Source organism: Leifsonia poae (assembly GCF_050632865.1).
Lineage (GTDB): Bacteria > Actinomycetota > Actinomycetes > Actinomycetales > Microbacteriaceae > Leifsonia > Leifsonia poae_B.
This window is the reverse complement of the sequence record NZ_JBODSA010000001.1, coordinates 200,926-221,396: the sequence shown is the minus strand read 5'-3', so window position 1 is coordinate 221,396 and position 20,471 is coordinate 200,926. Positions and strand designations below refer to the sequence as shown.

The 20,471-nt window shown below is 70.4% G+C and carries 15 protein-coding genes and 2 pseudogenes; 5 read left to right on the top strand and 12 right to left on the bottom strand.

Annotated elements, in window-relative coordinates:
• Positions 1-139 precede the first annotated feature (139 nt).
• Positions 140-2,554, top strand: a complete 2,415-nt coding sequence (locus ACRAWB_RS01040) for a cell wall-binding repeat-containing protein (RefSeq protein WP_431351663.1) — start codon at positions 140-142, stop codon at positions 2,552-2,554.
• A gap of 85 nt (positions 2,555-2,639) precedes the next feature.
• Positions 2,640-3,787: pseudogene (locus ACRAWB_RS01035) on the top strand (glycosyltransferase family 4 protein).
• A gap of 103 nt (positions 3,788-3,890) precedes the next feature.
• On the opposite strand, the gene ACRAWB_RS01030 reads toward ACRAWB_RS01035, so the two are convergent.
• From ACRAWB_RS01030 to ACRAWB_RS01005, 6 genes and pseudogenes are all read right to left on the bottom strand, one after another.
• Positions 3,891-5,267, bottom strand: coding sequence for a class C sortase (locus ACRAWB_RS01030; protein WP_431351662.1), 1,377 nt, complete (start codon positions 5,265-5,267; stop codon positions 3,891-3,893).
• Between the two features lie 79 nt (positions 5,268-5,346).
• On the bottom strand, positions 5,347-6,906 hold the full coding sequence (locus ACRAWB_RS01025) for a SpaH/EbpB family LPXTG-anchored major pilin (RefSeq protein ID WP_431351661.1): 1,560 nt from the start codon (positions 6,904-6,906) through the stop codon (positions 5,347-5,349).
• A gap of 416 nt (positions 6,907-7,322) precedes the next feature.
• Positions 7,323-8,552, bottom strand: a complete 1,230-nt coding sequence (locus ACRAWB_RS01020; protein ID WP_431351660.1) for an acyltransferase family protein — start codon at positions 8,550-8,552, stop codon at positions 7,323-7,325.
• A gap of 98 nt (positions 8,553-8,650) precedes the next feature.
• On the bottom strand, positions 8,651-9,958 hold the full coding sequence (locus ACRAWB_RS01015) for an LCP family protein (RefSeq protein WP_431351659.1): 1,308 nt from the start codon (positions 9,956-9,958) through the stop codon (positions 8,651-8,653).
• A gap of 63 nt (positions 9,959-10,021) precedes the next feature.
• Positions 10,022-10,524, bottom strand: a pseudogene (gene purE / locus ACRAWB_RS01010) (5-(carboxyamino)imidazole ribonucleotide mutase).
• 57 nt (positions 10,525-10,581) lie between these two features.
• Positions 10,582-11,826, bottom strand: coding sequence for a 5-(carboxyamino)imidazole ribonucleotide synthase (locus ACRAWB_RS01005; RefSeq protein WP_431351658.1), 1,245 nt, complete (start codon positions 11,824-11,826; stop codon positions 10,582-10,584).
• A 13-nt stretch (positions 11,827-11,839) separates the two neighbouring features.
• Between ACRAWB_RS01005 and ACRAWB_RS01000 the strand changes: the two genes are divergently transcribed.
• Complete coding sequence (locus tag ACRAWB_RS01000) at positions 11,840-12,433, top strand: GtrA family protein (RefSeq protein WP_431351657.1); 594 nt, start codon at positions 11,840-11,842, stop codon at positions 12,431-12,433.
• Here ACRAWB_RS01000 and ACRAWB_RS00995 read toward each other — a convergent pair.
• Complete coding sequence (locus tag ACRAWB_RS00995; RefSeq protein WP_431351656.1) at positions 12,395-12,952, bottom strand: PH domain-containing protein; 558 nt, start codon at positions 12,950-12,952, stop codon at positions 12,395-12,397. The genes ACRAWB_RS01000 and ACRAWB_RS00995 overlap by 39 nt on opposite strands.
• A 6-nt stretch (positions 12,953-12,958) precedes the next feature.
• Positions 12,959-13,720, bottom strand: a complete 762-nt coding sequence (locus ACRAWB_RS00990) for a biotin--[acetyl-CoA-carboxylase] ligase (RefSeq protein WP_431351655.1) — start codon at positions 13,718-13,720, stop codon at positions 12,959-12,961.
• A 70-nt stretch (positions 13,721-13,790) separates the two neighbouring features.
• Here ACRAWB_RS00990 and ACRAWB_RS00985 point away from each other — a divergent pair, with 70 nt between their 5' ends.
• The gene (locus ACRAWB_RS00985) at positions 13,791-15,437 is read left to right on the top strand and encodes an acyl-CoA carboxylase subunit beta (RefSeq protein WP_431351654.1); all 1,647 of its coding nucleotides are present in this window, start codon (positions 13,791-13,793) and stop codon (positions 15,435-15,437) included.
• The gene (locus tag ACRAWB_RS00980) at positions 15,434-15,691 is read left to right on the top strand and encodes an acyl-CoA carboxylase epsilon subunit (protein WP_431351653.1); all 258 of its coding nucleotides are present in this window, start codon (positions 15,434-15,436) and stop codon (positions 15,689-15,691) included. The genes ACRAWB_RS00985 and ACRAWB_RS00980 overlap by 4 nt, the downstream gene beginning before the upstream one ends.
• A 366-nt stretch (positions 15,692-16,057) precedes the next feature.
• On the opposite strand, the gene ACRAWB_RS00975 is transcribed toward ACRAWB_RS00980, so the two are convergent.
• The 4 genes from ACRAWB_RS00975 to ACRAWB_RS00960 are packed head-to-tail and all read right to left on the bottom strand — an operon-like array spanning position 16,058 to position 20,471.
• Entirely contained in the window at positions 16,058-17,086 is a 1,029-nt protein-coding gene (locus ACRAWB_RS00975) for a hypothetical protein (RefSeq protein ID WP_431351652.1), read from the bottom strand.
• On the bottom strand, positions 17,083-18,393 hold the full coding sequence (locus tag ACRAWB_RS00970; RefSeq protein ID WP_431351651.1) for a sensor histidine kinase: 1,311 nt from the start codon (positions 18,391-18,393) through the stop codon (positions 17,083-17,085). Before ACRAWB_RS00970 ends, ACRAWB_RS00975 begins: the two co-directional genes overlap by 4 nt.
• Positions 18,380-19,039 (bottom strand): response regulator transcription factor, encoded by a 660-nt coding sequence (locus ACRAWB_RS00965; protein ID WP_064111132.1) that lies wholly within the window; start codon positions 19,037-19,039, stop codon positions 18,380-18,382. Before ACRAWB_RS00965 ends, ACRAWB_RS00970 begins: the two co-directional genes overlap by 14 nt.
• 43 nt (positions 19,040-19,082) lie before the next feature.
• Complete coding sequence (locus ACRAWB_RS00960; protein WP_431351650.1) at positions 19,083-20,471, bottom strand: class I SAM-dependent RNA methyltransferase; 1,389 nt, start codon at positions 20,469-20,471, stop codon at positions 19,083-19,085.

The following is a 20,471-nucleotide window of genomic DNA, read 5'->3' as shown; positions in this document are numbered from 1 at the left end:
CGCCGTTCCGTAGGGCCACGAACCCCGGTCTGGGGATTTGCGGGCGATTTCCCCGGCCGTCTAGGTTTGCTCCGACACCATCCGTGCGGGGATCGAAGTGCCCGAATCGCCCCTCGCCTGTGACGAGGGATGCTTTTTCGTGAACCGTGCACTAGTCCTCGCCGTGGCCGCTGCCGTCGGCCTGACGCTGCTGGCCCCGGCGGCCGCATCGGCGCAGTCGGCGACGCCGACGCACGCGGTCGCCGTCGCTGCGCCGTCCACAGCGCCCGACGGGCAAGGTGGGGTCGGGGAGGATGGGGACGGCCCGGACGCGGACGCCACTCCCCCGGCCCTCCCACGCCTGCACCCGCGGTCCGCCGACGCCTTCCGCTCGGCCGCCGACAAGCTCCAGCCCGGGGTCGCCCAGGCGGTCCGTCGCGACCTCCACATCGACCCGGCGCAGTACCTGGCGCAGGCGGCCGCGGCCCAGGATGCGGACGCGCTCGTGGACGCGCTCAAGGATCGGACCGGCGCGACCGTCAGCGCCCACCTCGACGGCACCGCCGTCACCGTCTACGCCTCGGACGCACAGACCGCCTCCCTGGCGCGGGCGGCGGGAGCAACGGCTGTCGTCGGCACCGCGCCGCACCGCGCCCTGCCCCAGGTCGCACTCCGCCCTCTGTCGGGTGAGGTGTACGGCGGCCAGCCCTACATGATCAAGAACCCCTCCGGCGCCTGGCGCTGCTCCGCCGGCTTCCCCGGCTACAGCGTCACCAGCGGTGCGCCGCAGCTGCTGTCGGCCGGCCACTGCGTCGAGCCCGGCTCCACCACCACCGAGCTGACCATGACGGGGCCTCAGAAGTACACCGGATCGGACGGCGCGATCGGCGGCCCCCTCGGCTCCTGGGTGAGCGGCGCGAACCAGTTCGGCAACGACGCGGACTCCTCGCTCATCGCCCTGACCGCCGGTCACACGTCGCAGTCCTCGGTGCTCAGCTGGGGGACGAACGGCGCCGGCGCTCCGCTCGGCAGCCCACCCAGCACCGTGACCCGCGTCGGGGCCGCCGTCGCCGGCGCACCGCTGTGCAAGAGCGGTTCGACGACCGGCTGGACCTGCGGCATCGTCGAGCAGACGGACGTCATCGTGTCGGTCGAGGACGAGAACGGCACGCACTCCGTGAACTCGATCATCGCGACCACCTGCGCCGACCGCGGCGACAGCGGAGGCGCCGCGATGTCGGGCGGCATGGCGATCGGCCTCGTCTCCGCCGGCCCGAATCTTGCGTGCACCGACCCGAACTACTTCACCGCGTTCTACCCGCTGGTCTCGTCGACCGGTGGCTCCAGCGTCATGTCGCGCTACGCCGGGTCGTGGGAGCCGGCCGTGTCGGTGACGGCTACGGTCGCGGTCACCTCGCTGCCCGCGGGCAACCACGTGACGCAGGGCGCCACCATCTCGGGCACCGCCGTCAACGCCGTGCCGGGTTCCACCGTCCGCCTGCAGCTGGCGTCGGAGAGCACGGCGCGCGTGGCGAGCATCGTCAACGGGGCCTGGTCGGTGTCGCTTGCCGGCGCGCCCAACGGCGACACCAGCTTCACCGTCCGTGCGGCGTACGGCACGCGCTCGGTCGGCCCGGCTGTAGGCGGTCCCCTGTCGATCGACGCCATCCCGACGCAGCGCATCGCAGGCTCGGACCGCTTCGACACCAGCGTGAAGATCGCGCAGCAGGCGTACCCGACGACCGCGGACACCGTCTACGTCGCCACCGGGCTCAACTACCCGGATGCTCTGAGTGCCGGGCCGGCGGCGGCGAAGGAGGGCGGTCCGCTGCTGCTCGTCGCCTACACGCTCTCCGATGCCGTGCGGAACGAGATCCTGTCCCTGCACCCGAAAACGATCCGCATCGTCGGCGGTGTCAACGTGGTGCCACCCGCCATCGAATCCGCCCTCGTCGCCGTCGGGAAGCAGGTGGGCGCCACCGTGACGCGCATCGCCGGCTCGGACCGCTTCGAGACGTCCCGCCGGATCGCCACGACCGCCTTCGGCGCCTCCATCCCGACCGCCTTCGTCGCCACCGCCATGAACTTCCCGGACGCCCTCGCCGCGGGAGCCGCCGCCGGTGCGTCCGGCGCGCCCGTTCTGCTGGTCAACGGCGGCGCCTCGTCCATCGACCCCGTCACCACGGCCTACCTCGCCTCGAGGGGCACGAAGAAGGTGACGGTGGTCGGCGGCGTCAACGTGGTCAGTCCCGGCGTCCTCAGCGGCCTCGGCATCAACGGCGTGACGGTCACGCGTCTGTCGGGCAGTGACCGGTTCGAGACGGCGGAGCAGGTCGGACGCGCCTCGTTCCCGACGTTCACCACCGCCTATCTCGCCAGCGGACTCGGCTTCCCCGACGCCCTGGCCGGCTCCGCTCTGGCCGCCGTCAAGGGAGCCCCGTTGTTCACCACGAACGGCGGATGCGTCCCGCGCTCCGTCCTCTCCGACCTCAGCGCTCAGAAGGCGCAACGGGTCTTCCTGCTCGGCGGCACCGCCGTGCTCGGTTCCTCGCTGAACAGTCTCACCGCCTGCTGACGCGCACCCTCGTGCGCTTCCAGCGACTTCCGGGCCGGAGCATGGTTTCATAGGATCCGACATCCGGACGGCAGACAGGAGCGGTATGACGACCCTCAGAGTGATCGTCGACGACCTCGTCGTCGACGCACCCCAGGGGCGCGCCGGTACACGGAGGAGCTGACTCGTCAGCTCATCCTCACCGCTCCTCGCAACTGCGACGTGGAGGCCATCGTTTCGGCCGTGTCGGACCAGCAGCTGGACGAGGTGCGCACCCGCCTCCCCGGCGTCGCGACCGTCACCCGCCTCCCTCTCGCCCGGCGCGAGCTCGCGCTCGCCTGGCAGTCCGGCCTCGCCGTCGGCGGCCCTCCCGGCATCCTGCACGCCCCGACCCTGCTCGCTCCGCTGCGCCGCCACAGTCAGGTGGACGCGCCCGAGCAGGTCGCCGTCACCATCCACGACACGCTCGCCTGGACCCACCCGGATGCCCTGGGCACCCCGACGACGCTGTGGACCAAGGCGATGGCGAAGCGCGCTCGCAAGCACGCCGACGCGATCGTCGTCCCGACGCACGCGGTCGCGAACCGCCTGGCCGACGTGCTCGACTTCGGCGACCGCATCCGGGTGATCGGCGGGGCGCCGGCCACCGCCTTGCGGGTCCCGGCGGACGCCGACGAGCGCGCCGCGCGCCTGGGCCTCCCGGAGCGCTATGCCTTCACGCTGGGCTCGGTCGAGCCGCGCAAGGGCCTCGCCCCGCTCATCCGGGCCATGGCGCGGCCGGAGGTCGAGGGTCTACCGCTGCTGATCGCCGGACCGGACCGTGTCGGCGAGCGCTCCGCCACCGGCGTCGCCGCCGCCGCGGGCCTCCCCGAGGACCGTGTCCGCGCCCTTGGCCGCCTGGAGGATGCGGACCTCGCCGTCGCCCTCGACCGCGCGACGCTGTTCGTCTTCCCGAGCCTGGCGGAGGGCTTCGGCCTGCCGATCGTGGAGGCGTTCAAGTTCGGCCTCCCCGTCATCCACTCGGACGACCCGGCCCTGGTGGAGGTCGCAGCCGGCTCGAGCCTGGTCATCGAGCGTCCGGCGAGCACCGAGGACGACGCTGCCTACACGGAGCGCCTGGCCGAGGCGATCGGACGCGTGCTGACGGACGACGAACTTCGTGCGCGGCTTCGCGTCCTGGCCGCCGACCGCGCCCGGGCGTTCAGCTGGCGCGACTCCGCCGAGCGCGTCTGGCAGCTCCACGCGGACCTCTGAGCTTTCGGCGAGACCGTCGGTTGGTCCCGTTACCGGCTTAGACTGTCGCAGTTCCTCCGCCCCCGACAAAGCCTGAGTGTCAGAGCATCGTGGAACAGGGTCGTCAGACCGCGGCGTCCCTTGACCGCGCGCGCCGCTGCCGATCCGCGCGGCGACCGCGACCGCCCTTCGGCGCGCCGCTCCCTGGCTCGTCTGTGCCGCAGTCCGCCTCGGTGAGCCGGTGCGTCACCTCCGCCGCCGCGGTCTGGCCGGGCGGGAGCGGGGCGAGAGCTGTAACCCAGTCGCTCGCCAGGGCGTCGAGGCCCGGCAGCCCGCGAGCGATGTCCACCCCGTACATCGTCGTCTCACCCGTGTTCGTGACGGTGAACACGAAGCCTGTCGTGGGCGGTTGCTCCGACGTGCGCCGTCTCGCGACCGGGTCGTCCGTCCATGCGGTCACGAGCTCGCCCGGCCGCAGTGTCCCGCGCGACTGCGGCCACCGGTAGGTCAGCGGCGGAAGCGAGACACCGTGGCCGGCGCTCTGGGCGGGCGTCGGCGGTCCCACCCGGGTCGCGGTGAAGGTATACGAGACCTGGTCCCCTACCCGGCCGCGCCCGCCGGCGCGGCCGCGAAGCCGCCCGCCCCACCACGTGTAGAGGCCGATGAGCACGAGCGCGCCGAGGAACGCGACCGCCCACCAGGGAAAGGAGAGCGTCGCCGCGGTCTTGTTGGCCGTGTCCAGGTCTGCGGCCGGTGTGGGGGTGATGCGCTTGCCGGTGACCAGGATCCGGTGGGTGTTGATGCCGAGCGGGGTACAGGTGACCAGCGTCACGAGATCGCGGCCGGCCTCCTGCCGGAGACTGCTGCTGTCGGAAGGCTCCACGACCTTGGTGTCGATGACCTGATAGGTGAGCACCTTGCCGAACGTGGTGATGATGAAGCGATCGCCGACGCCGACCTTGTCGAGGTCGGTGAACATGGTGGAGTCCGCGAGCCCCCGGTGGGCGGTGATGACGGAATGGGTGTCCTTGCCGCCGACCGGCAGGGAGGTCCCTTGCAGATGGCCGGCACCGCGAAGCAGCGAGGCCTCGCTCGTTCCGTGGTAGATCGGGAGGTCGATGCCGACCTTGGGGACCTGGATGCGCGCCATCGTCTCGCTCGGGGTCCGGAGCATCTTCCAGTAGTCGAGCTTGTCGTCCGAACTCGTCCCGTCCCCGGTGGGGACATTGGTGTTGGCTTCGATCAGGGCGCCGGCCGAGAGCGCGTCGTTGTACGCCTTCGCCTGCTCCAGCTGCTCGCTGGCGCTCGGGTCGGCGTCCTTGATGGAGTCGCTGTATTTGCTGACGACAAGGGATTGGTTGTAGTCGTTGAACCAGCTTGCGGCCGGCGAGTATGTCAGGGTTGCTGCGCCGATGACGGCGAGCACCGCCGTGAGGATCAGCACGAAGCTGGGACGCCACCGGCGGCCGGTGCGCGCGGTTCGTTTCGTGCTACGGGGCATGGCAGGTTCTGTCTCGTCGGGAGGGTGAGGGGGCGACCCGAGTGTGGTCGGGCCGCCCCCTCAGTGCCGGGGACGCGGGTTACGCGTTCTCGCGGCGGCTGTTGCGGAAGCGGACGAGCAGAACACCACCCAGCGCGACCACGATCAGCGCGATGCCGCCGATGGTCAGCGCGAGCTGCGCGCTCGAACCGGTGAACGGCAGCTCGGGCGCACCCTGCTGGACGTTCTTGATCTCGACCAGCGGAGTCGAGCCGTTGGCCCCGGTCTTCACCATGACCGGCGTCAGCGCGGCGGTGCTGTTCGGGAGGACGAATCCGGACGGAGCCTTGATCTCCTCGAGGACGTAGCAGCGCTGCTGCAGGTCGTGACCGGTGACGGTCGTGTTCGACACCGTGCCGTCGGCGGCGACCGTCTTCTCGGTGTCACCGACCCACAGACCCGGGACGAACAGCGTGCCGCTGGCGTCGGAGGTGACCTCGAGCGGGTTGCCGGTGGCCGGGTCGTTGACGACCGCCAGGCCGGTGAGGTCGGCCGTGCACTCGCCGACGACGTCGGTCATGCCCATGTGGATGTGGAAGACAGCGCCTCCGAGGCCCTGGGCCGGGTTGGCGTCGCTGACCTTCTTGAAGGTCAGGTCACCCCAGCGGGTGGTGACCGTGCCGGTCGGCGAGCCGTCCGGGCCGTTCGGCGTACCCGGCGTGAGCTCGAAGTCGTTGAGGTTGACGAACGCCTTGTTGTCGATCTCGCCGTCGGCACCGAGGTCCTTGACCGTCGCCTGGAACTCGAAGACCACGTTCTGGCCGGACTGGAGCTTCGCGAGGCCCGCCGGCGTGAAGGTCACGGTCAGCTTGTTGCCTGCCCAGGCCGCGGTGTAGTCGGTACCATCCACGAACGTGGTGGTGCCGGCCTTGACCGTCACCGGCACGCTGGTGGACGGCGTGAGCCGGGCGTCCAGGTCGTCGGTCAGGACCAGCTTGTTGTAGGTCTCACCCGTCGCGAGCGCCGGAATCAGCTGGGTGACCTGGTAGGTCACGGGCGCCCCGAGGGCAGCCCCGTTCGCCGGCTGGTCGACCACGTTCTTCTGCGGACCGGACGCGATCGTGTTCTTCGGGTACACGTTCACGTCGTACTGCCACTCGCCGTCGGAGACCTTGTGGTTCTTCGGGGTCGGCAGGGTGACGATGAACGGCGCCGCCGGAGCGACGATGTTAGACGGTCCGGAGACCTCGCGGACGAAGTACGCGCCCAGCGGGAGGGCCCCCGAGGAGGCCGTTCCGTCCTGAAGCGTCGCCGGGAGTTCGGTGCAGCCCGTGAGCTGGTAGTTCGCCAGCGTCGACACGTTCTGAGCGGCCGAGGCCGTCTTCTCGGCCGCCGTGATGTTGTTGATCGCGTCCCAGCCGGAGTTGTCGCCGTTGAGCAGGTCGATCCCCGCGATGGTGCAGTACTCGAAGACCACGCCCGCGATCGGGGCCGTGTTGGGCTCCGTGCCCTTGCCGTCGGGCTGCTGATCGCCGTTACCGGGGTTCGCGTACTTGTGGACGATGATCGTACCCTGCTGGTTGGTATCGATCGGGGCCGCCATGGCGGCTGCGCCGCCCGCGAAAGCCCCGAGCGCACCGAGCGAGAGCGCCGTTCCCACCGCGAGCGCCGCGCGCCCCGGAGCCGTATGTTTTCCGTCATTGCAGTTCTTCTCTTCCTTTCCTTCTCGCCGCAGGACCCGGCGATAAGCCTTCTTCCCGCTCGCTGAGCGGGGTCAGGGGTCCTCCGGCGTGAGGGAGCGGCGTCGGCTTCAGCACAAAGCCGACGGGGGCCGCGGAGTTCGTCCGCGACTGCTGCGCGGGCGGTGGTCACCGCAGCGACGGCTGCACGCCGCGCGGTGAGCGCTCGTCGCCGGTCAGGCGCGGGAGAATTCGAGAACATCGCAGGTTGTCCCAAGGTCGGAGGATCCGATGACGCTGAATGCGTCCTCACCCTTGGAGACGAGGCGTTGCCGCCTTCGTGACGCGATTTCTCGCTTAAAACATGCTTCGCCTGCTGCGGGCAAAGGCCGAAGGGCTATCGGCGCGACGACGACGCAGACTCGGCCGGCTGCGACGCGGTCGACGACTGCTCCTCGCGCCCGAACCAGGTGCTGTAGCGCTTCGAAGCCCACTGGCCGACGGCCTTCGACCAGCCGTGGCTGCGCTTCTCAATCAGCCAGGTGAAGCCGACCGCGAGCGCGATGGCCACCGGGATGCCGAACAGGAACGGCCCGACGTACCACGCGGCGTCCGCGAAGAGGTAGGTGCTGAAGATGATGATCGGGACGTGCACCAGGTACAGGCTGAAGGAGATCGTGCCGGAGAACTGCACCGGGCGGGTCTCGAGCACCGCGCGCAGCGGCTTCCAGCCGAGCGCCACGACGACGAGGCCGGCCGCGGCGAGCGGCACCATGCCCTTGAGGACGGCCTCGAGCTCCGGGATCTCGCCGACGTTCGGGCCGACCAGCCACGGAGCGATCAGGAGCAGGAGGCTGCCGATGGTCATCGCCGCCCAGAGCAGGTGGCGGTACCAGTGCGTATTGATCCGCTCGGCGACGTTGCGCACGGCGTCGAGGCGGACGGCGATGACGGCACCGACGAAGAACGCCGGCAGGTACTGCAGCTCACCCGAATCGGCGTGCACACCCAGGTAGGTGAGCGCGCAGGCCGCCGCCAGGCCGCCGATCCACCACTTGCGCACGGCAAGCGCGAGCACCGCGAAGATCGGCAGGGCGAGCGAGAAGACGAGCTCCCAGCGCAGAGACCACAGCGGGTTGTTGATCTGACCATCGCCGCCGAGGAGGTCCCACCCCTTGACGATGTACTCCCAGCCGAAGTTCGGCGTCGAGGAGCTGCTGAGCCAGGTGCCGTCGGGCTGCGTCGACTTCTGCGGGATCGCCATGACCCAGACGGCGGCGAGGAGGACGGACGCAATCACGGGCACGAGCAGGCGCACGGCGCGGCGGGGGAAGTACGCGACCCAGTCGAAGCCGCGCTTGCGGATGACCGGGAGGGTGACCACCAGGCCGGAGAGGACGAAGAAGACGATCACCGACTCCACGCCGGCCGTGAAGAGCTTCAGCGGGGTGTAGCTGATCCACCACATCGCCGAGCCGGTCGGCGCGTTCCCGCCGCCGGGTGCTCCCGGGAAGTCGGGGTTCGTGTACATGGCGTGGTGCAACAGGACGACCAGAGCGGCGATACCGCGCAAGCCGTCGAGTGCGGCCAGCCGTCCGCCCTTCACCTGTCCCGTCTTCTGTCCCACGTTTCCATCAGTACCCGTCATAGGCGCTCGAAAATACGGGGTTGCGCTGAGCAGGTCCTGTGACCTATTAAGGGGTCACCTGGACGCGGCAGGGGGTCTTACTTGCCCGTGGGCTTCGCCGTCGCGGGGTGCACCGCCTGCTGCACGAGCTGGTGGATCTGCGTGTAATCCGGGTCCGTCGGATCGATCGTGGGCGGCACGAGCTCCAGCTGCGAGATCGGCAGCTTCCGCGTCTTCATGCCCAGATCGACGAAGTACCCGAGCATCGACTGCGGGATGTCCGTCTTCATCACCTGAGACCCCGCCTTGGCGATGTCCTGGAACTTCGACACCACGTTCACCGGGTTGACCTGCTTGAGGATCGCATCCTGCAACTGCCGCTGGCGTGCCATGCGGTCGTAGTCGCTCGTCCCGTGCCGGGCGCGGGCGTACCACTGGGCGTGATAGCCGTCGAGGTGACGCTGACCCGGCTCGATCCATTCGACGACGCCGTTCAGGTTCTCATCGCCGCCGATCGGGATGCGCTGGCTGACGGTGATGTCCACGCCGCCGAGCGCGTCCACCAGGTCGGCGAAGCCCTGCATGTCGATGAGCACGTAGTACTGGATCTTCAGCCCGGTCGCGCCCTCGAGCGCGTCCCGCATCGCCTCGATGCCCGGCTCGCTCTTGTTCTTGGCGGCGTTCGGGTACAGCTCGGGCTTGTACAGCTCCACCTCGGTGTAGATGGAGTTGAGCTGGCAGACGTCGACGTCGCAGCGGTCCTCGTAGCCGTAGCCGTCGGGGTAGAGCTTGTGGAGCGGCGAGTCCTTCTGGAACGGCACCGGGTCGAGGTCGCGCGGCAGACCGATGGTGACCGCCTGGCCGGTGTTCGCGTCGATGCTGACGATCGACATGCTGTCCGGACGCAGCCCGTCGCGGTCGGGGCCGGCGTCGCCACCGAGCAGCATGATGTTGTAGCGGCCGTCGACAGGAGGCTGCGACGGCCCGGCCGAGAAGATGTCGCCGAGGGCGCCGCGCGCCGAGCCCGCGACGACCGAGGCGTAGCCCGCCGTTCCGGTGACACCGACGAGGACGAGGATGGCGAAGGCGGCGATCCAGCCGCGCGAGTTCTTCGCGGTGCGCACCAGACGCACGAGTCGCAGGGTGTCGAGCGTGAGCACCACCCACAGCACCGCGTACAGAATGAGCGCGGTCTGCAGCACGGTCAGGCTCGCGGACTGCGTGAACAGCATGTAGACCGTGGACGGCGCCGCCAGGTACAGCAGGAGCCCCACGAGGGCGAGCACCCAGAGCGCGAGCGTGGAGAGCACCCCGATGCGCCCGAGCCGCCGGTTGCCGGCGACCAGCTGCGCGGACCCGGGCAGCAGGACGTTCATCAGCACCAGCCACCAGCCGCGGCGCGTCATGGTGTGCGGAGACGACGCGTCCGGATGGCGCAGGGGGTCGCGATCGTGGTCATGCGGTCCTGCTCACAGCTGCGCCTGGAGCGCCCGGTTCTTCTCTTCGACGCTGGCCTCGAGGTCGGCGGCGAACCGCGCGAGCGCTTCGGCGAGCGCGTCGTCGGAGGTGGCGAGGATCTTGACGGCGAGCAGCCCGGCGTTGCGCGCGCCGCCGATGGAGACGGTCGCGACGGGCACGCCCGCGGGCATCTGCACGATGGACAGCAGCGAGTCGAGCCCGTCGAGGCGCGCGAGCGGAACGGGCACGCCGATGACGGGGAGCGTGGTGACGGCGGCGAGCATGCCGGGCAGGTGCGCCGCTCCCCCGCTCCGGCGATGATCGCCTTCACACCGCGGCCGGCGGCGTCCTTGCCGAACGCGATCATCTTCTCGGGCGTGCGGTGGGCCGAGACGACCTCCACCTCGTGAGCGACGCCGAACTCGGTGAGCACGCGCGACGCCTCCTGCATGACGGACCAGTCGGAGTCGGACCCCATCACGACGGAGATGAGCGGTGAAGCGGAGGACGGCATGGCTGACACTTTAAAGGCGTGTCCGCATCCCGGCCGGTTGCCACGCGGGACGCGCTGTTACCCCTCGAAGAACGCCGCGGCGGCGCGGGCGCGGTACACGACGTCGTCGAGGTCGTCCCCGCCCACGGTCACGTGCCCAACCTTCCGTCCGGGACGCGGCGCCTTGCCGTAGCCGTGGAACTTGGCCTCGGGATGCGCGGCGAGCGCCGCCGGGTAGCGGTCCAGCAGAGTCCCCTCGGCAGGTCCTCCCAGGATGTTGACCATCACGGACCAGTCCGCGCGCGGCTCCGTGGACCCGAGCGGCAGGTCGAGGACTGCCCTCAGGTGCTGCTCGAACTGGCTGGTGACGGCGCCTTCGATGGACCAGTGGCCGCTGTTGTGGGGGCGCATGGCGAGCTCGTTGATCAGGACGCGGCCGTCGGTCGTCTCGAACAGCTCCACGGCGAGCACACCGGTGACGCCCAGGCCCTTCGCCACGCGGTGCGCGATGTCGGCGGCCATCTCGGCCACGCGGCCCGCCGATCCCGGCGCCGGCGCCAGCACTTCGGCGCACACACCGTCGCGCTGCACCGTCTCGACGACCGGCCATGCGGCGATCTCGCCGGAGGGACGCCGCGCGACGAGCTGCGCGAGCTCTCGGCGGAAGGGCACCAGCTCTTCGACCAGCAGCGCGCCGCCACGGCCGTCCTCGGCGAGCGCGGCGAACCAGTCGTCGGCGCCGATGGCCTCGGACACGACCCGGACGCCCTTGCCGTCGTAACCGCCGCGGGCCGTCTTCACGACGGCGCGGCCTCCGTGGTCCGCCAGGAACGCGCCCAGCTCGTCGGCCGACTCGACGGCCGCCCAATCCGGCACCGGCAGGCCCAGCTCGCTCAGCTTCGCGCGCATCTGCAGCTTGTCCTGCGCATAGAGGAGCGCATCCGGCCCGGGATGCACCGGGATGCCCCGTGCGATCAGCTCGTTCAGGATCGGCTGCGGCACGTGCTCGTGGTCGAAAGTGATCACGTCGACGGTGTCGGCGAAGGCCAGCACGGTGTCCAGGTCGCGGTAGTCGCCCACACCCGTGGCGGCGATGTCGGCGCTCATGCCCTCGGCCTCCTCGAGCACGCGGATCTCGATGCCGAGCTCGATCGCGGGAGGGATCATCATCCGGGCCAACTGGCCTCCGCCGATCACTCCGACGATCTGACTAGCCATGGACTGCCCGCCTCTCTGATACTTTTCATGCCGGTTGGGGTGATTCACAGGAACGCGAAACCTCGTCCGCGTACCGTGAAGAACGCACTGACCATCTTCCCGCATCTCAGGCAGGGGCATGACGACCGAGACCCGCACCTCAGCGCACAAGGCGCGACTGCTCCCGCAGCTGATCAAGTTCGGCGCGGTCGGTGCCGTCGGATTCGTCGTCAATCTGGTCGTCTTCAACGTGCTGATGCTCTTCGTGCTGGAGAACGTGCCGCACAAGACGCTGTACGCGACCGCCATCGCGACCCTGGTCGCCATCGCCGCCAACTGGCTGGGCAACCGGTACTGGGCGTTCGCGGGCAACCGCAACTCCGACGCGACGCGCGAGGGCATCGAGTTCTTCGTCGTCAGCCTGGCCGGGATGGCCATCCCCCTGCTCTGCGTGTGGGTCTCGCATTACCTGCTGGGCTTCCAGAGCCTGCTGGCCGACAACATCGCCAACAACGTCGTGGGGCTCGCCCTCGGCACGGTGTTCCGCTTCGCGTTCTACCGCTGGTGGGTGTTCTCGCCCGAGCGCGCGGCCGCTCGCGACGAGCGTCGCGCCGGAGCCCGCGGCGCCCTGTCGTCCGGTGCGCACGTCACGCCGCGGACGGCGCGCGAGAAGGCGCCGATCACCGGCTCGACGCTAGCGGCTGCCCCAGACCGTGGTCTCGTCGGTGACTGACTCCGACTGCTGACGACGGACGGCGACGACCGTCTGCGAGTGGTCCATCAGCTCGGAGAGCGCCCGCTGCACCTGGTCGGCCTGCGGCACGTCCTTGAGGACGACCGGGTGGTCGAGCCCGGAGTTGATGAGCACGTCACCGGAGCGGAACGCGCTCTGCAGCCAGGTGCGCCGGACGCTGACGTCGTAGCCGCGGCTGTGCAGCAGCTCCTGCCGGACGCGGACGAAGAACCCGTGCCGGATGATGAGCCGGCGCGTCGTGATCGTGTAGCGGCGGCTCAGCCAGGCCGCGAGCGGCAACAGGAAGAGCAGCAGGACGACGACGGCCGCTGCCGTCCACAGGAGCACGATCTCCCAGACCTCGTCGAGCCGGCCGGCGAAGAAGCCGACGGCGCCCGCGGCCGCGATCAGCACCAGGCTCGGCCAGAACAGCCGGCGAGCGTTGGTCCGCAGCCGGGCGACGACGCGCTCGGGCGGCTGGGCGGGCTGCGCGGAGGTCCCGTCCGGGGTGCTGCTCATGCTCCATTAATACCGCAGGTGCGTCACGTCGCCCGCCGCCACTGCGGTGCGGCCCGCATCCGACTGCACGACGAGCCTGCCGTCCTCGTCGATGCCCACCGCGGTCCCCAGCAGGTCGTCGCCCGAGGGCAGCTGGACGCGCACCGGACGTCCGACGGTGTGGCACGCCTCCACCACTTCATCGCGCAGGGCGCTGCGGATCGGGTCGCCGCCGGCGGACAGGAATTCGCGGTACACCGTGCTCAGCTGGATGAGATACGCGGAGAGCACGAGGTCAGCATCCACCGCCGTGGCCTCGGCGAGCGCCAGGGAGGTGGACGTGTCCGTGGGCAGCTGCTCGCGCGTCTGCGAGAGATTGACCCCTGCGCCGATGACGAGCCCCGAGAGGTCCGGAAGCAGCTCGGCCAGGATGCCGCACACCTTGTCGCCCTCGATGAGGACGTCATTCGGCCACTTCACCTGCACGCCGCCCGGAACCAGCGGCCCGAGCGCCCGGCTCATCGCGAGCCCGGCCAGCAGCGGGAACCAGCCGTACGCGGACGACGGCAGCCCGACCGGCTTGAGCAGCACCGAGATCGCGAGCGCCGTGCCCGGCGGGGTGATCCACTCCCGGCCGAGCCGCCCGCGTCCACCGGTCTGGTTGTCGGTGACCAGCACCGCGAGATCGGGCAGGCCGCCGGCGCGCTGGCGCAGGACATCGTTGGTCGATCCCGCCTCGGGCAGGACCTCGAGCACGGGGACGATGGCACGGCTGCGTCGGAACTCCACGCGCCCAGTCTGTCGCACTGGCTCCCATCCCCAGAGCGGGCGGGCGGATTTGTAGGATTTCGTCAACGGCATGCCCGTTCCACTGGCCGGTAGAGTGAACGGCGTGACCGACACCGAAGACCGTCAGACCGACCAGCTCCCCGACCTGACCACCACCGCCGGCAAGCTCGCCGACCTGAAGGAACGGTTCCACGAGGCCGTGACCGCGAGCGGGCAGGCCGCCATCGAGAAGCAGCACGCCAAGGGCAAGCTGACTGCGCGCGAGCGCATCGACCTGCTGCTCGATCAGGGCTCCTTCGTCGAACTGGACGAGTTCGTCCGCCACCGCACGCACGCCTTCGGTATGGAGGCGAAGCGCCCCTACGGCGACGCGGTCGTCACCGGTGTCGGCACCATCCACGGCCGCAACGTCGCCGTGTTCAGCCAGGACTTCACCATCTTCGGCGGCTCGCTCGGCGAGGTCGCCGGCGAGAAGATCATCAAGGTCATGGACCACGCGCTCAAGACCGGCGTGCCGATGATCGGCATCCTCGACTCCGGCGGCGCCCGCATCCAGGAGGGCGTGGTCGCCCTCGGCAAGTACGGCGAGATCTTCCGCCGCAACACTGCAGCCTCCGGCGTCATCCCGCAGATCTCCATCGTCATGGGCCCGGCGGCCGGCGGTGCGGTGTACTCCCCCGCGCTCACCGACTTCGTGATCATGGTCGACAAGTCGAGCCACATGTTCGTCACCGGCCCGGACGTCATCAAGACGGTCACCGGCGAGGACGTCGGTTTCGAAGAGCTCGGCGGCGCGCTGACGCACAACAAGGTCTCCGGCGTCTCGCACTACCTGGCGAGCGACGAGGAGGACGCGCTCGACTACGCGCGCACTCTGCTCAGCTACCTCCCGCAGAACAACCTCGCCGAGCTGCCGACCTTCCAGTCGGAGCCGGAGCTCGAGATCACGGACGCGGACCGCCGGCTCAACACGGTCATCCCGGACTCCCCCAACCAGCCCTACGACGTCAAGACGATCATCGAGGGCATCGTGGACGAGGGCGAGTTCCTGGAGGTGCAGCCGCTCTTCGCGCCGAACATCGTCATCGGCTTCGCCCGGGTGGAGGGCCGCTCGGTCGGCATCGTCGCGAATCAGCCCAGCGCGATGGCGGGCACGCTCAACATCGACGCCGGTGAGAAGGCCTCGCGGTTCGTGCGCTTCTGCGACGCGTTCGGCATCCCGATCCTGACCCTCGTGGATGTGCCCGGGTACCTGCCCGGCACGGACCAGGAGTGGACGGGCGTGATCCGCCGTGGCGCGAAGCTGCTGTACGCGTACGCCGAGGCGACCGTGCCGCTGGTCACGATCATCACCCGTAAGGCCTACGGCGGCGCCTACATCGTCATGGGCTCCAAGCAGCTCGGCGCCGACATCAACCTGGCCTGGCCGACCGCCGAGATCGCGGTCATGGGCGGCCAGGGCGCGGTCAACATCCTGTACCGCGGCGAGATCAAGCGCGCGGAGGAGGCCGGCGAGGACGTCGCAGCAGTGCGGACGAAGCTCGCCAACGAGTACACCTACAACGTGGCCAGCCCGTTCCTCGCGGCCGAGCGCGGCGAGCTGGACGGCGTGATCGAGCCGGCGGCCACGCGCGTGTCGGTGATCAAGGCGCTGCGGGCCCTGCGCACCAAGCGCGCCTCGCTTCCGCCGAAGAAGCACGGGAACATCCCGCTGTGAGTGGCGCGCACGCTGCCGAGACGAGCCCGGACTCGCCGCTCGACCCGTCCCAGCTCCGGTTCCTCACGCGCGGCGTGACACCGGAGGAGGTCGCTGCCGTGACCGCGGTGCTCGCCGCCGCGGCAGCCGAGCAGGCGGCCGCGGCCAAGGAGGCGCAGGCCGATCAGGGACCGGACGCATGGGCCCGGACCCAGCGCGCGCTGCGCGGCGAGCTGCGCCCCGGGAACGGTGCCTGGCGCTCGTTCTCGGGCTGAGATCGGGCGTTTGTACCCCGACTGATCTGTCCCCCGAAAGCGGGTCAGGCGTCATCTCGCGGGCACACCGTGAACGGGTGTCGTCAGGTGTCCCCCAGGTGTCCTCCAAAATGACGACTATGTATTTTCTGGGCGCCGCACCACTATAGATATTGCTAGGTGTCTCTCCTCGTGAGTCACACCGCCAATCACTCGCCGACTAGGGTAAGCGGGCGAGTGCTTTGGGGGCGAGTCAGGGCGATATTCGGGTTGTCGCCCTGACTCGGGGTTTGAAAAGGGGCCGACAATTCGGGTGTCGGCCCCTTTCTCCCGTTAACGGACGCGTGTGCCCACCGATTCGTGACGAATCGCCGCGGGGAGCAGGGATCAGGCGGCGCCGACCGGACGCGGGATCTCGAGCCACAGGTCGACCTCGTCGTCCTCCGACTCCGCGCCGAGCGCGTTCGCCGCGCCGTCGTCCGACATGCGGAGGCCGACGACCGTCACGGCCGTCTTCGAGGAGCGCGGCACCGTCCGCACGATGAGCTTGTCGGTGGTCGTACCGCGGATCGCCTCCGCCAGCCGCCGCAGCACCGCCTCCAGGCCGCGCTGGTCGAGGTCGTCGATGCCGCCCTCATCGAGCAGGCTGACGACCACACCGCGGCGGCGCGCGTCCATGACCTCGCGGCGCACGTCGTCGTTCAGGAGTCGTCGCCCCCGGATCTCGTCCCGGATGGCGCCCTCCAGGTAGCGGCACTCGCGCCGCTCGGCCTCGGTGAGGTCTCCCCCGCGACGGACGATCTCGGCGAGCATCGGCGCGGCGACGCGGTAGGTCTGCCGCAGCCGCAGCTGCCGTTCCATGACGTGCGCCTCCTGCGCCGCCTGCCATTCCGTCGCCTCGCGCTCCGCGCGGGCGAACTGCAACGCGTCGCGTCCCGCCTTCGCCAGCGAGCTCGAGATGACGACCGCGACGCCGACCCAGACGATCGAGCCGATCACGCCCAGTCCCGCGAGCGCACCCGGGCCGGCCCAGACGACCGTCTGAACGGCCAGGAAGCCGACACCGACCCAGGCGATGATCTGCTGGCGGCGGACCGCGCAGATGGTCATCAGGGTGCCGACGGCGGCGACGTACCAGGTGGCGTAGCCGTTGTCCTTCGCGGGATCCAGCTGACTGGTCACCAGGATGGTCGCCACGACGCTCACGGCGAGGTCGAACGCGGCGAGCCAGAGCGGCATCTTCGTGGGGCTCGTCGGCCAGAGGCTGAGGACGGTCGCGATCCCGTACAGCACCATGGACACGATGACCGGGCCCGTCGCCGCAGGCGTCGACAGCGACGACAGCGCGAGGAACAGGTGGTACGCCGAGAACAGGGCGCCGAGGCTGAGGAAGAGGACGCGGTTGAGGGTGATCACTCGGCCGCCTCCGTCGCCGTGGCCGGAGCCAGCGGGTCATGCAGAGCGGTCGCCGCGGAGGTACCGCCGAGCGCGTTCTGGTCGGCCGACGGCCACAGGATGGTCACCGTCGTGCCCACACCCGGCTCGGACTCGATGCTCGCGCGGCCGCCCACCTTGGCGAGCCTGTCGCGGATGCTGATCCGCAGTCCCAGCCGCTCCGCGGGCACCTCGGACTCGGTGAAGCCGCGTCCGTCGTCGCGCACGACGACCTCCACCGTCGCCGCGGGACTGCCGCCGCGGATCGAGACGCTTCGCTGCACCTCGGGGCCGCCGGCGTGCTGCATGCTGTTCACCATCGCCTGGACCGTGGCCGAGTAGACCGCCTCGGCGACGTTCACCGGAAGCGTGTGCACCTCCACGTCCTGCACCTCGACAGCGAACGGGGACGAGAACGCGTTCGCGGCCGTCACCAGCCGCTCGGTAAGCCGGTCGAGACCGACGGCCGTCTGGTCTTCGGGCGTCGCCGCCTCGGCGGCGTGGAGGTGCCCGATCGCGTCCGCCGCCATCGCTGCCGCGAGCTCCTTCTGCTCGGTGGTGCGCGCAGAGGCCGCCGAGAGCAGGGTGGTGAGGACGCTGTCGTGCACGATCGCATCCACCTGAACGCGCTCCACCTCGGTCGCGTGCTGGCGGACCGCGTTGGCGTACCGGGCGAGCGCCTGGCTCTGCGCGGTGTCGACGGCGCTCGACGCCTGGCGCATCATGGCGATGATGGCGAGGATCACGCCGCCGAGGATGATCGCGTAGATGGTGTCCAGCGCGGCCAGTTCGAAGCCGACGCCGCCGCCCGCGGGGAGCGCTCTCACCACGCCGTAGGCGATCGGGACGAGGAATGTGTAGGCGATGGCCAGCCAGAGCGGGTACGCGACGGCGGCGAACGCGGTGAAGACCGAGCAGAGGAACCAGACCCACGGCTTGTCGGTCTGGAACGCGGCCGGGTTGTCGGCGATGAGGGGCCAGGTGACGATGGCGGCGACGTAGACGACGGAGAGTACGGCCATCGCGATCTTCACGCCGCGCTGGACGACGGCAAGGATCACGGTGAGCGCGAGCCCGCCGAAGACCGTGATCATCCACACCGCGCCCCAGGGCTCCTGCAGGTCCTTCAGCTGCCCGAGCGCGGTCGGCAGCGTCTGGAGTCCGAACACGAGACCGAAGGCGGAGACCGTGCGGTCCGCGATGCGCTCGATGCGCGCACGGCTCAGCGGGTTGCGGGGTTTGGCCGACTCCAGGGGCAGGCCGGGGCGCACCCCGCTAGGAACGCTCATTGCCCGTCTCCGGGTCGAGCCCGGGGAGGATGCCGTCCTCCACCGCCCTGCGGAGGAGATCCACCTTGGTCGGGGCCGGCCGGCCGACCTCCACGTACTTGACGCGGATGCGGTCCAGATACTCGCGGGCCGTGGAGTTCGCGATGCCGAGCTGAGCGGCGACGGCTTTCAGGGGCAGCCCGGAGGCGTAGAGGTGCAGCACGTCGCGCTCGCGGCGCCCGAGCTGGGCCTTCGCGAAATCGCTGTCGGCGTCGATCGCCGTGGCCCACTCCAGGTTGTTGAGCACGTCGCCGCGCGCGACCGTCGCGATGGCGCTGATGACGGTGGTCGTCGGGGAGGACTTCGGGATGACGCCGGCGGCACCCGCGGCCAGCGCCTCGCGGACACTCGCCACCCGGTCCGCGATGCTGTGCACCAGGACCGCCGCACCGGTCGCCTGGGCGCGCTTCACGTTGTCGGTGACCTTCGAGCCGTCGCCGAGCGACAGGTCGAGCACCACGACGTCGCACTCCTGGGAACCGAGCTGGGACACGAAGTCGTCCACCGTCGGAGCGGTCACGACCACGTCGTACCCCGCGTCCTGACAGGCCGCCTTCAGCCCCAGGCGCACGGACTCGTGATCGTCGACGATTGCCACCCGCACCATGGAGACCATCGTAGGGGGTGAATGCATTCGGCCGTGTTCCACCTCAGCGCGTCAGCGTGGCGACGGCCTCGACGTGGTGCGTGTTGGGGAAGAGGTCGAAGGCGCGCAGACCGCGCAGCTCGTACCCGTGCCCGGCGAAGAACGCCAGGTCGCGGGCGAGGGCGACCGGGTCGCAGGCGACGTAGACCACCTGGGCCGGGGTGAGCGACGAGATGGCGTCGACGACGTCGCGGCCGGCACCCGACCGCGGCGGGTCGAGTACGACGGTCGCCGCCCGGAGTCGCGCTCGCTCGGCGGCCGAGGCGTCGGCGGCGAGCCGGGTGATGTACCGCTCCACCCGGTCGGTGATCGCCGAGGCACCCACCCAGTCGGCCAGGTTCTCGGCGGCGTCGTCCGTGGCCGTCTCGCTGCTCTCGACGGAGGTGATGCGGAGGGTGGAGCCGAACCGGTCACCGAGCGCTGCGGCGAGCAGGCCGACGCCCCCGTACAGGTCGAGGTTGGCGGCTCGGGGGTCGAACAGCGGTTCGTCGACGGCGGACTGCACCGCCTCGGTGAGCGTCTGCGCTGCGGCGCGATGCACCTGCCAGAAACCGCGCGCGTCCAGCCGGAACTCGCGGTCGCCGACCCGCTCGCGGATGGGGACCGGCTGCGGACGGGACCGCGGGCGCTGCGGCCGGGCGGAGGCGCGGTTGCGGCCACGGCCGGCGCGGCCGCCGCCGGCGCGATTCCCGCCGGCACCCCGGTTGCCGCCGGGACGCTCCGGCGCGTCGTTGACGAGGACATGCGAGGTTCCGAGCCCCGTCGCCACGACATCCACCGACTCCGCGCCCGGGAACAGCTGCCCGAACGGCGTCGCCTCCTGGACGAGCGCGGTCGCGAGCGGCAGGTCGTCCACGGGGATGACCGTGTGCGACCGTGGCGCGAACGGTCCGAGACGCCCCTGCCGGTCGACCTGCAGGCGGACGCGCGTGCGCCATCCCGTGCCGTCCTCCGTCTCGCCGGCGACCGGCTCGACGGTCACGCGTCCGCCGCCGACTCCGGCCGTGGCCACGGCTTCGGGCGACAGCTTCGCGGTGCGGGTGAGCGCGTCCTCGATCACGCGGTGCTTGAGCTCGCGCTGGTGCTCCAGACGGATGTGACCGAACTCTGCGCCGCCGGCACGCTGCGCCGGCGGGCGCTCGATCGCCGCGGCCTCCCACACGTGCGGCTGCCGCTCGGGCGCCGCCTCCAGCACCTCCACCACCTCACCGCGCCAGAAGCTCTGGTGCCGGGTGTCGCCGATGCGCGCCCGCACCCGCTCCCCCGGCATCGTGTCGGGCACGAAGACGACCCGCCCCTCGTGCCGGGCGACGAACACGCCGCCATGGGCGACGTTGGTAATGTCGAGCTCGACCTCGTGCTGCGCGAGGTCTCCCTCATCGTTCTGGGGCAT

Coding starts and splice junctions, on each gene's coding strand:
- ACRAWB_RS01030 (WP_431351662.1), bottom strand. CDS start 5,267: ATGCCCCGTAGCACGAAACGAACCGCGCGCACCGGCCGCCGGTGGCGT.
- ACRAWB_RS01015 (WP_431351659.1), bottom strand. CDS start 9,958: ATGACGCGCCGCGGCTGGTGGCTGGTGCTGATGAACGTCCTGCTGCCC.
- ACRAWB_RS01005 (WP_431351658.1), bottom strand. CDS start 11,826: ATGCGGGAAGATGGTCAGTGCGTTCTTCACGGTACGCGGACGAGGTTT.
- ACRAWB_RS01000 (WP_431351657.1), top strand. CDS start 11,840: ATGACGACCGAGACCCGCACCTCAGCGCACAAGGCGCGACTGCTCCCG.
- ACRAWB_RS00995 (WP_431351656.1), bottom strand. CDS start 12,952: ATGAGCAGCACCCCGGACGGGACCTCCGCGCAGCCCGCCCAGCCGCCC.
- ACRAWB_RS00985 (WP_431351654.1), top strand. CDS start 13,791: ATGCCCGTTCCACTGGCCGGTAGAGTGAACGGCGTGACCGACACCGAA.
- ACRAWB_RS00970 (WP_431351651.1), bottom strand. CDS start 18,393: ATGAGCGTTCCTAGCGGGGTGCGCCCCGGCCTGCCCCTGGAGTCGGCC.
- ACRAWB_RS00965 (WP_064111132.1), bottom strand. CDS start 19,039: ATGGTGCGGGTGGCAATCGTCGACGATCACGAGTCCGTGCGCCTGGGG.
- ACRAWB_RS00960 (WP_431351650.1), bottom strand. CDS start 20,471: ATGCCCCAGAACGATGAGGGAGACCTCGCGCAGCACGAGGTCGAGCTC.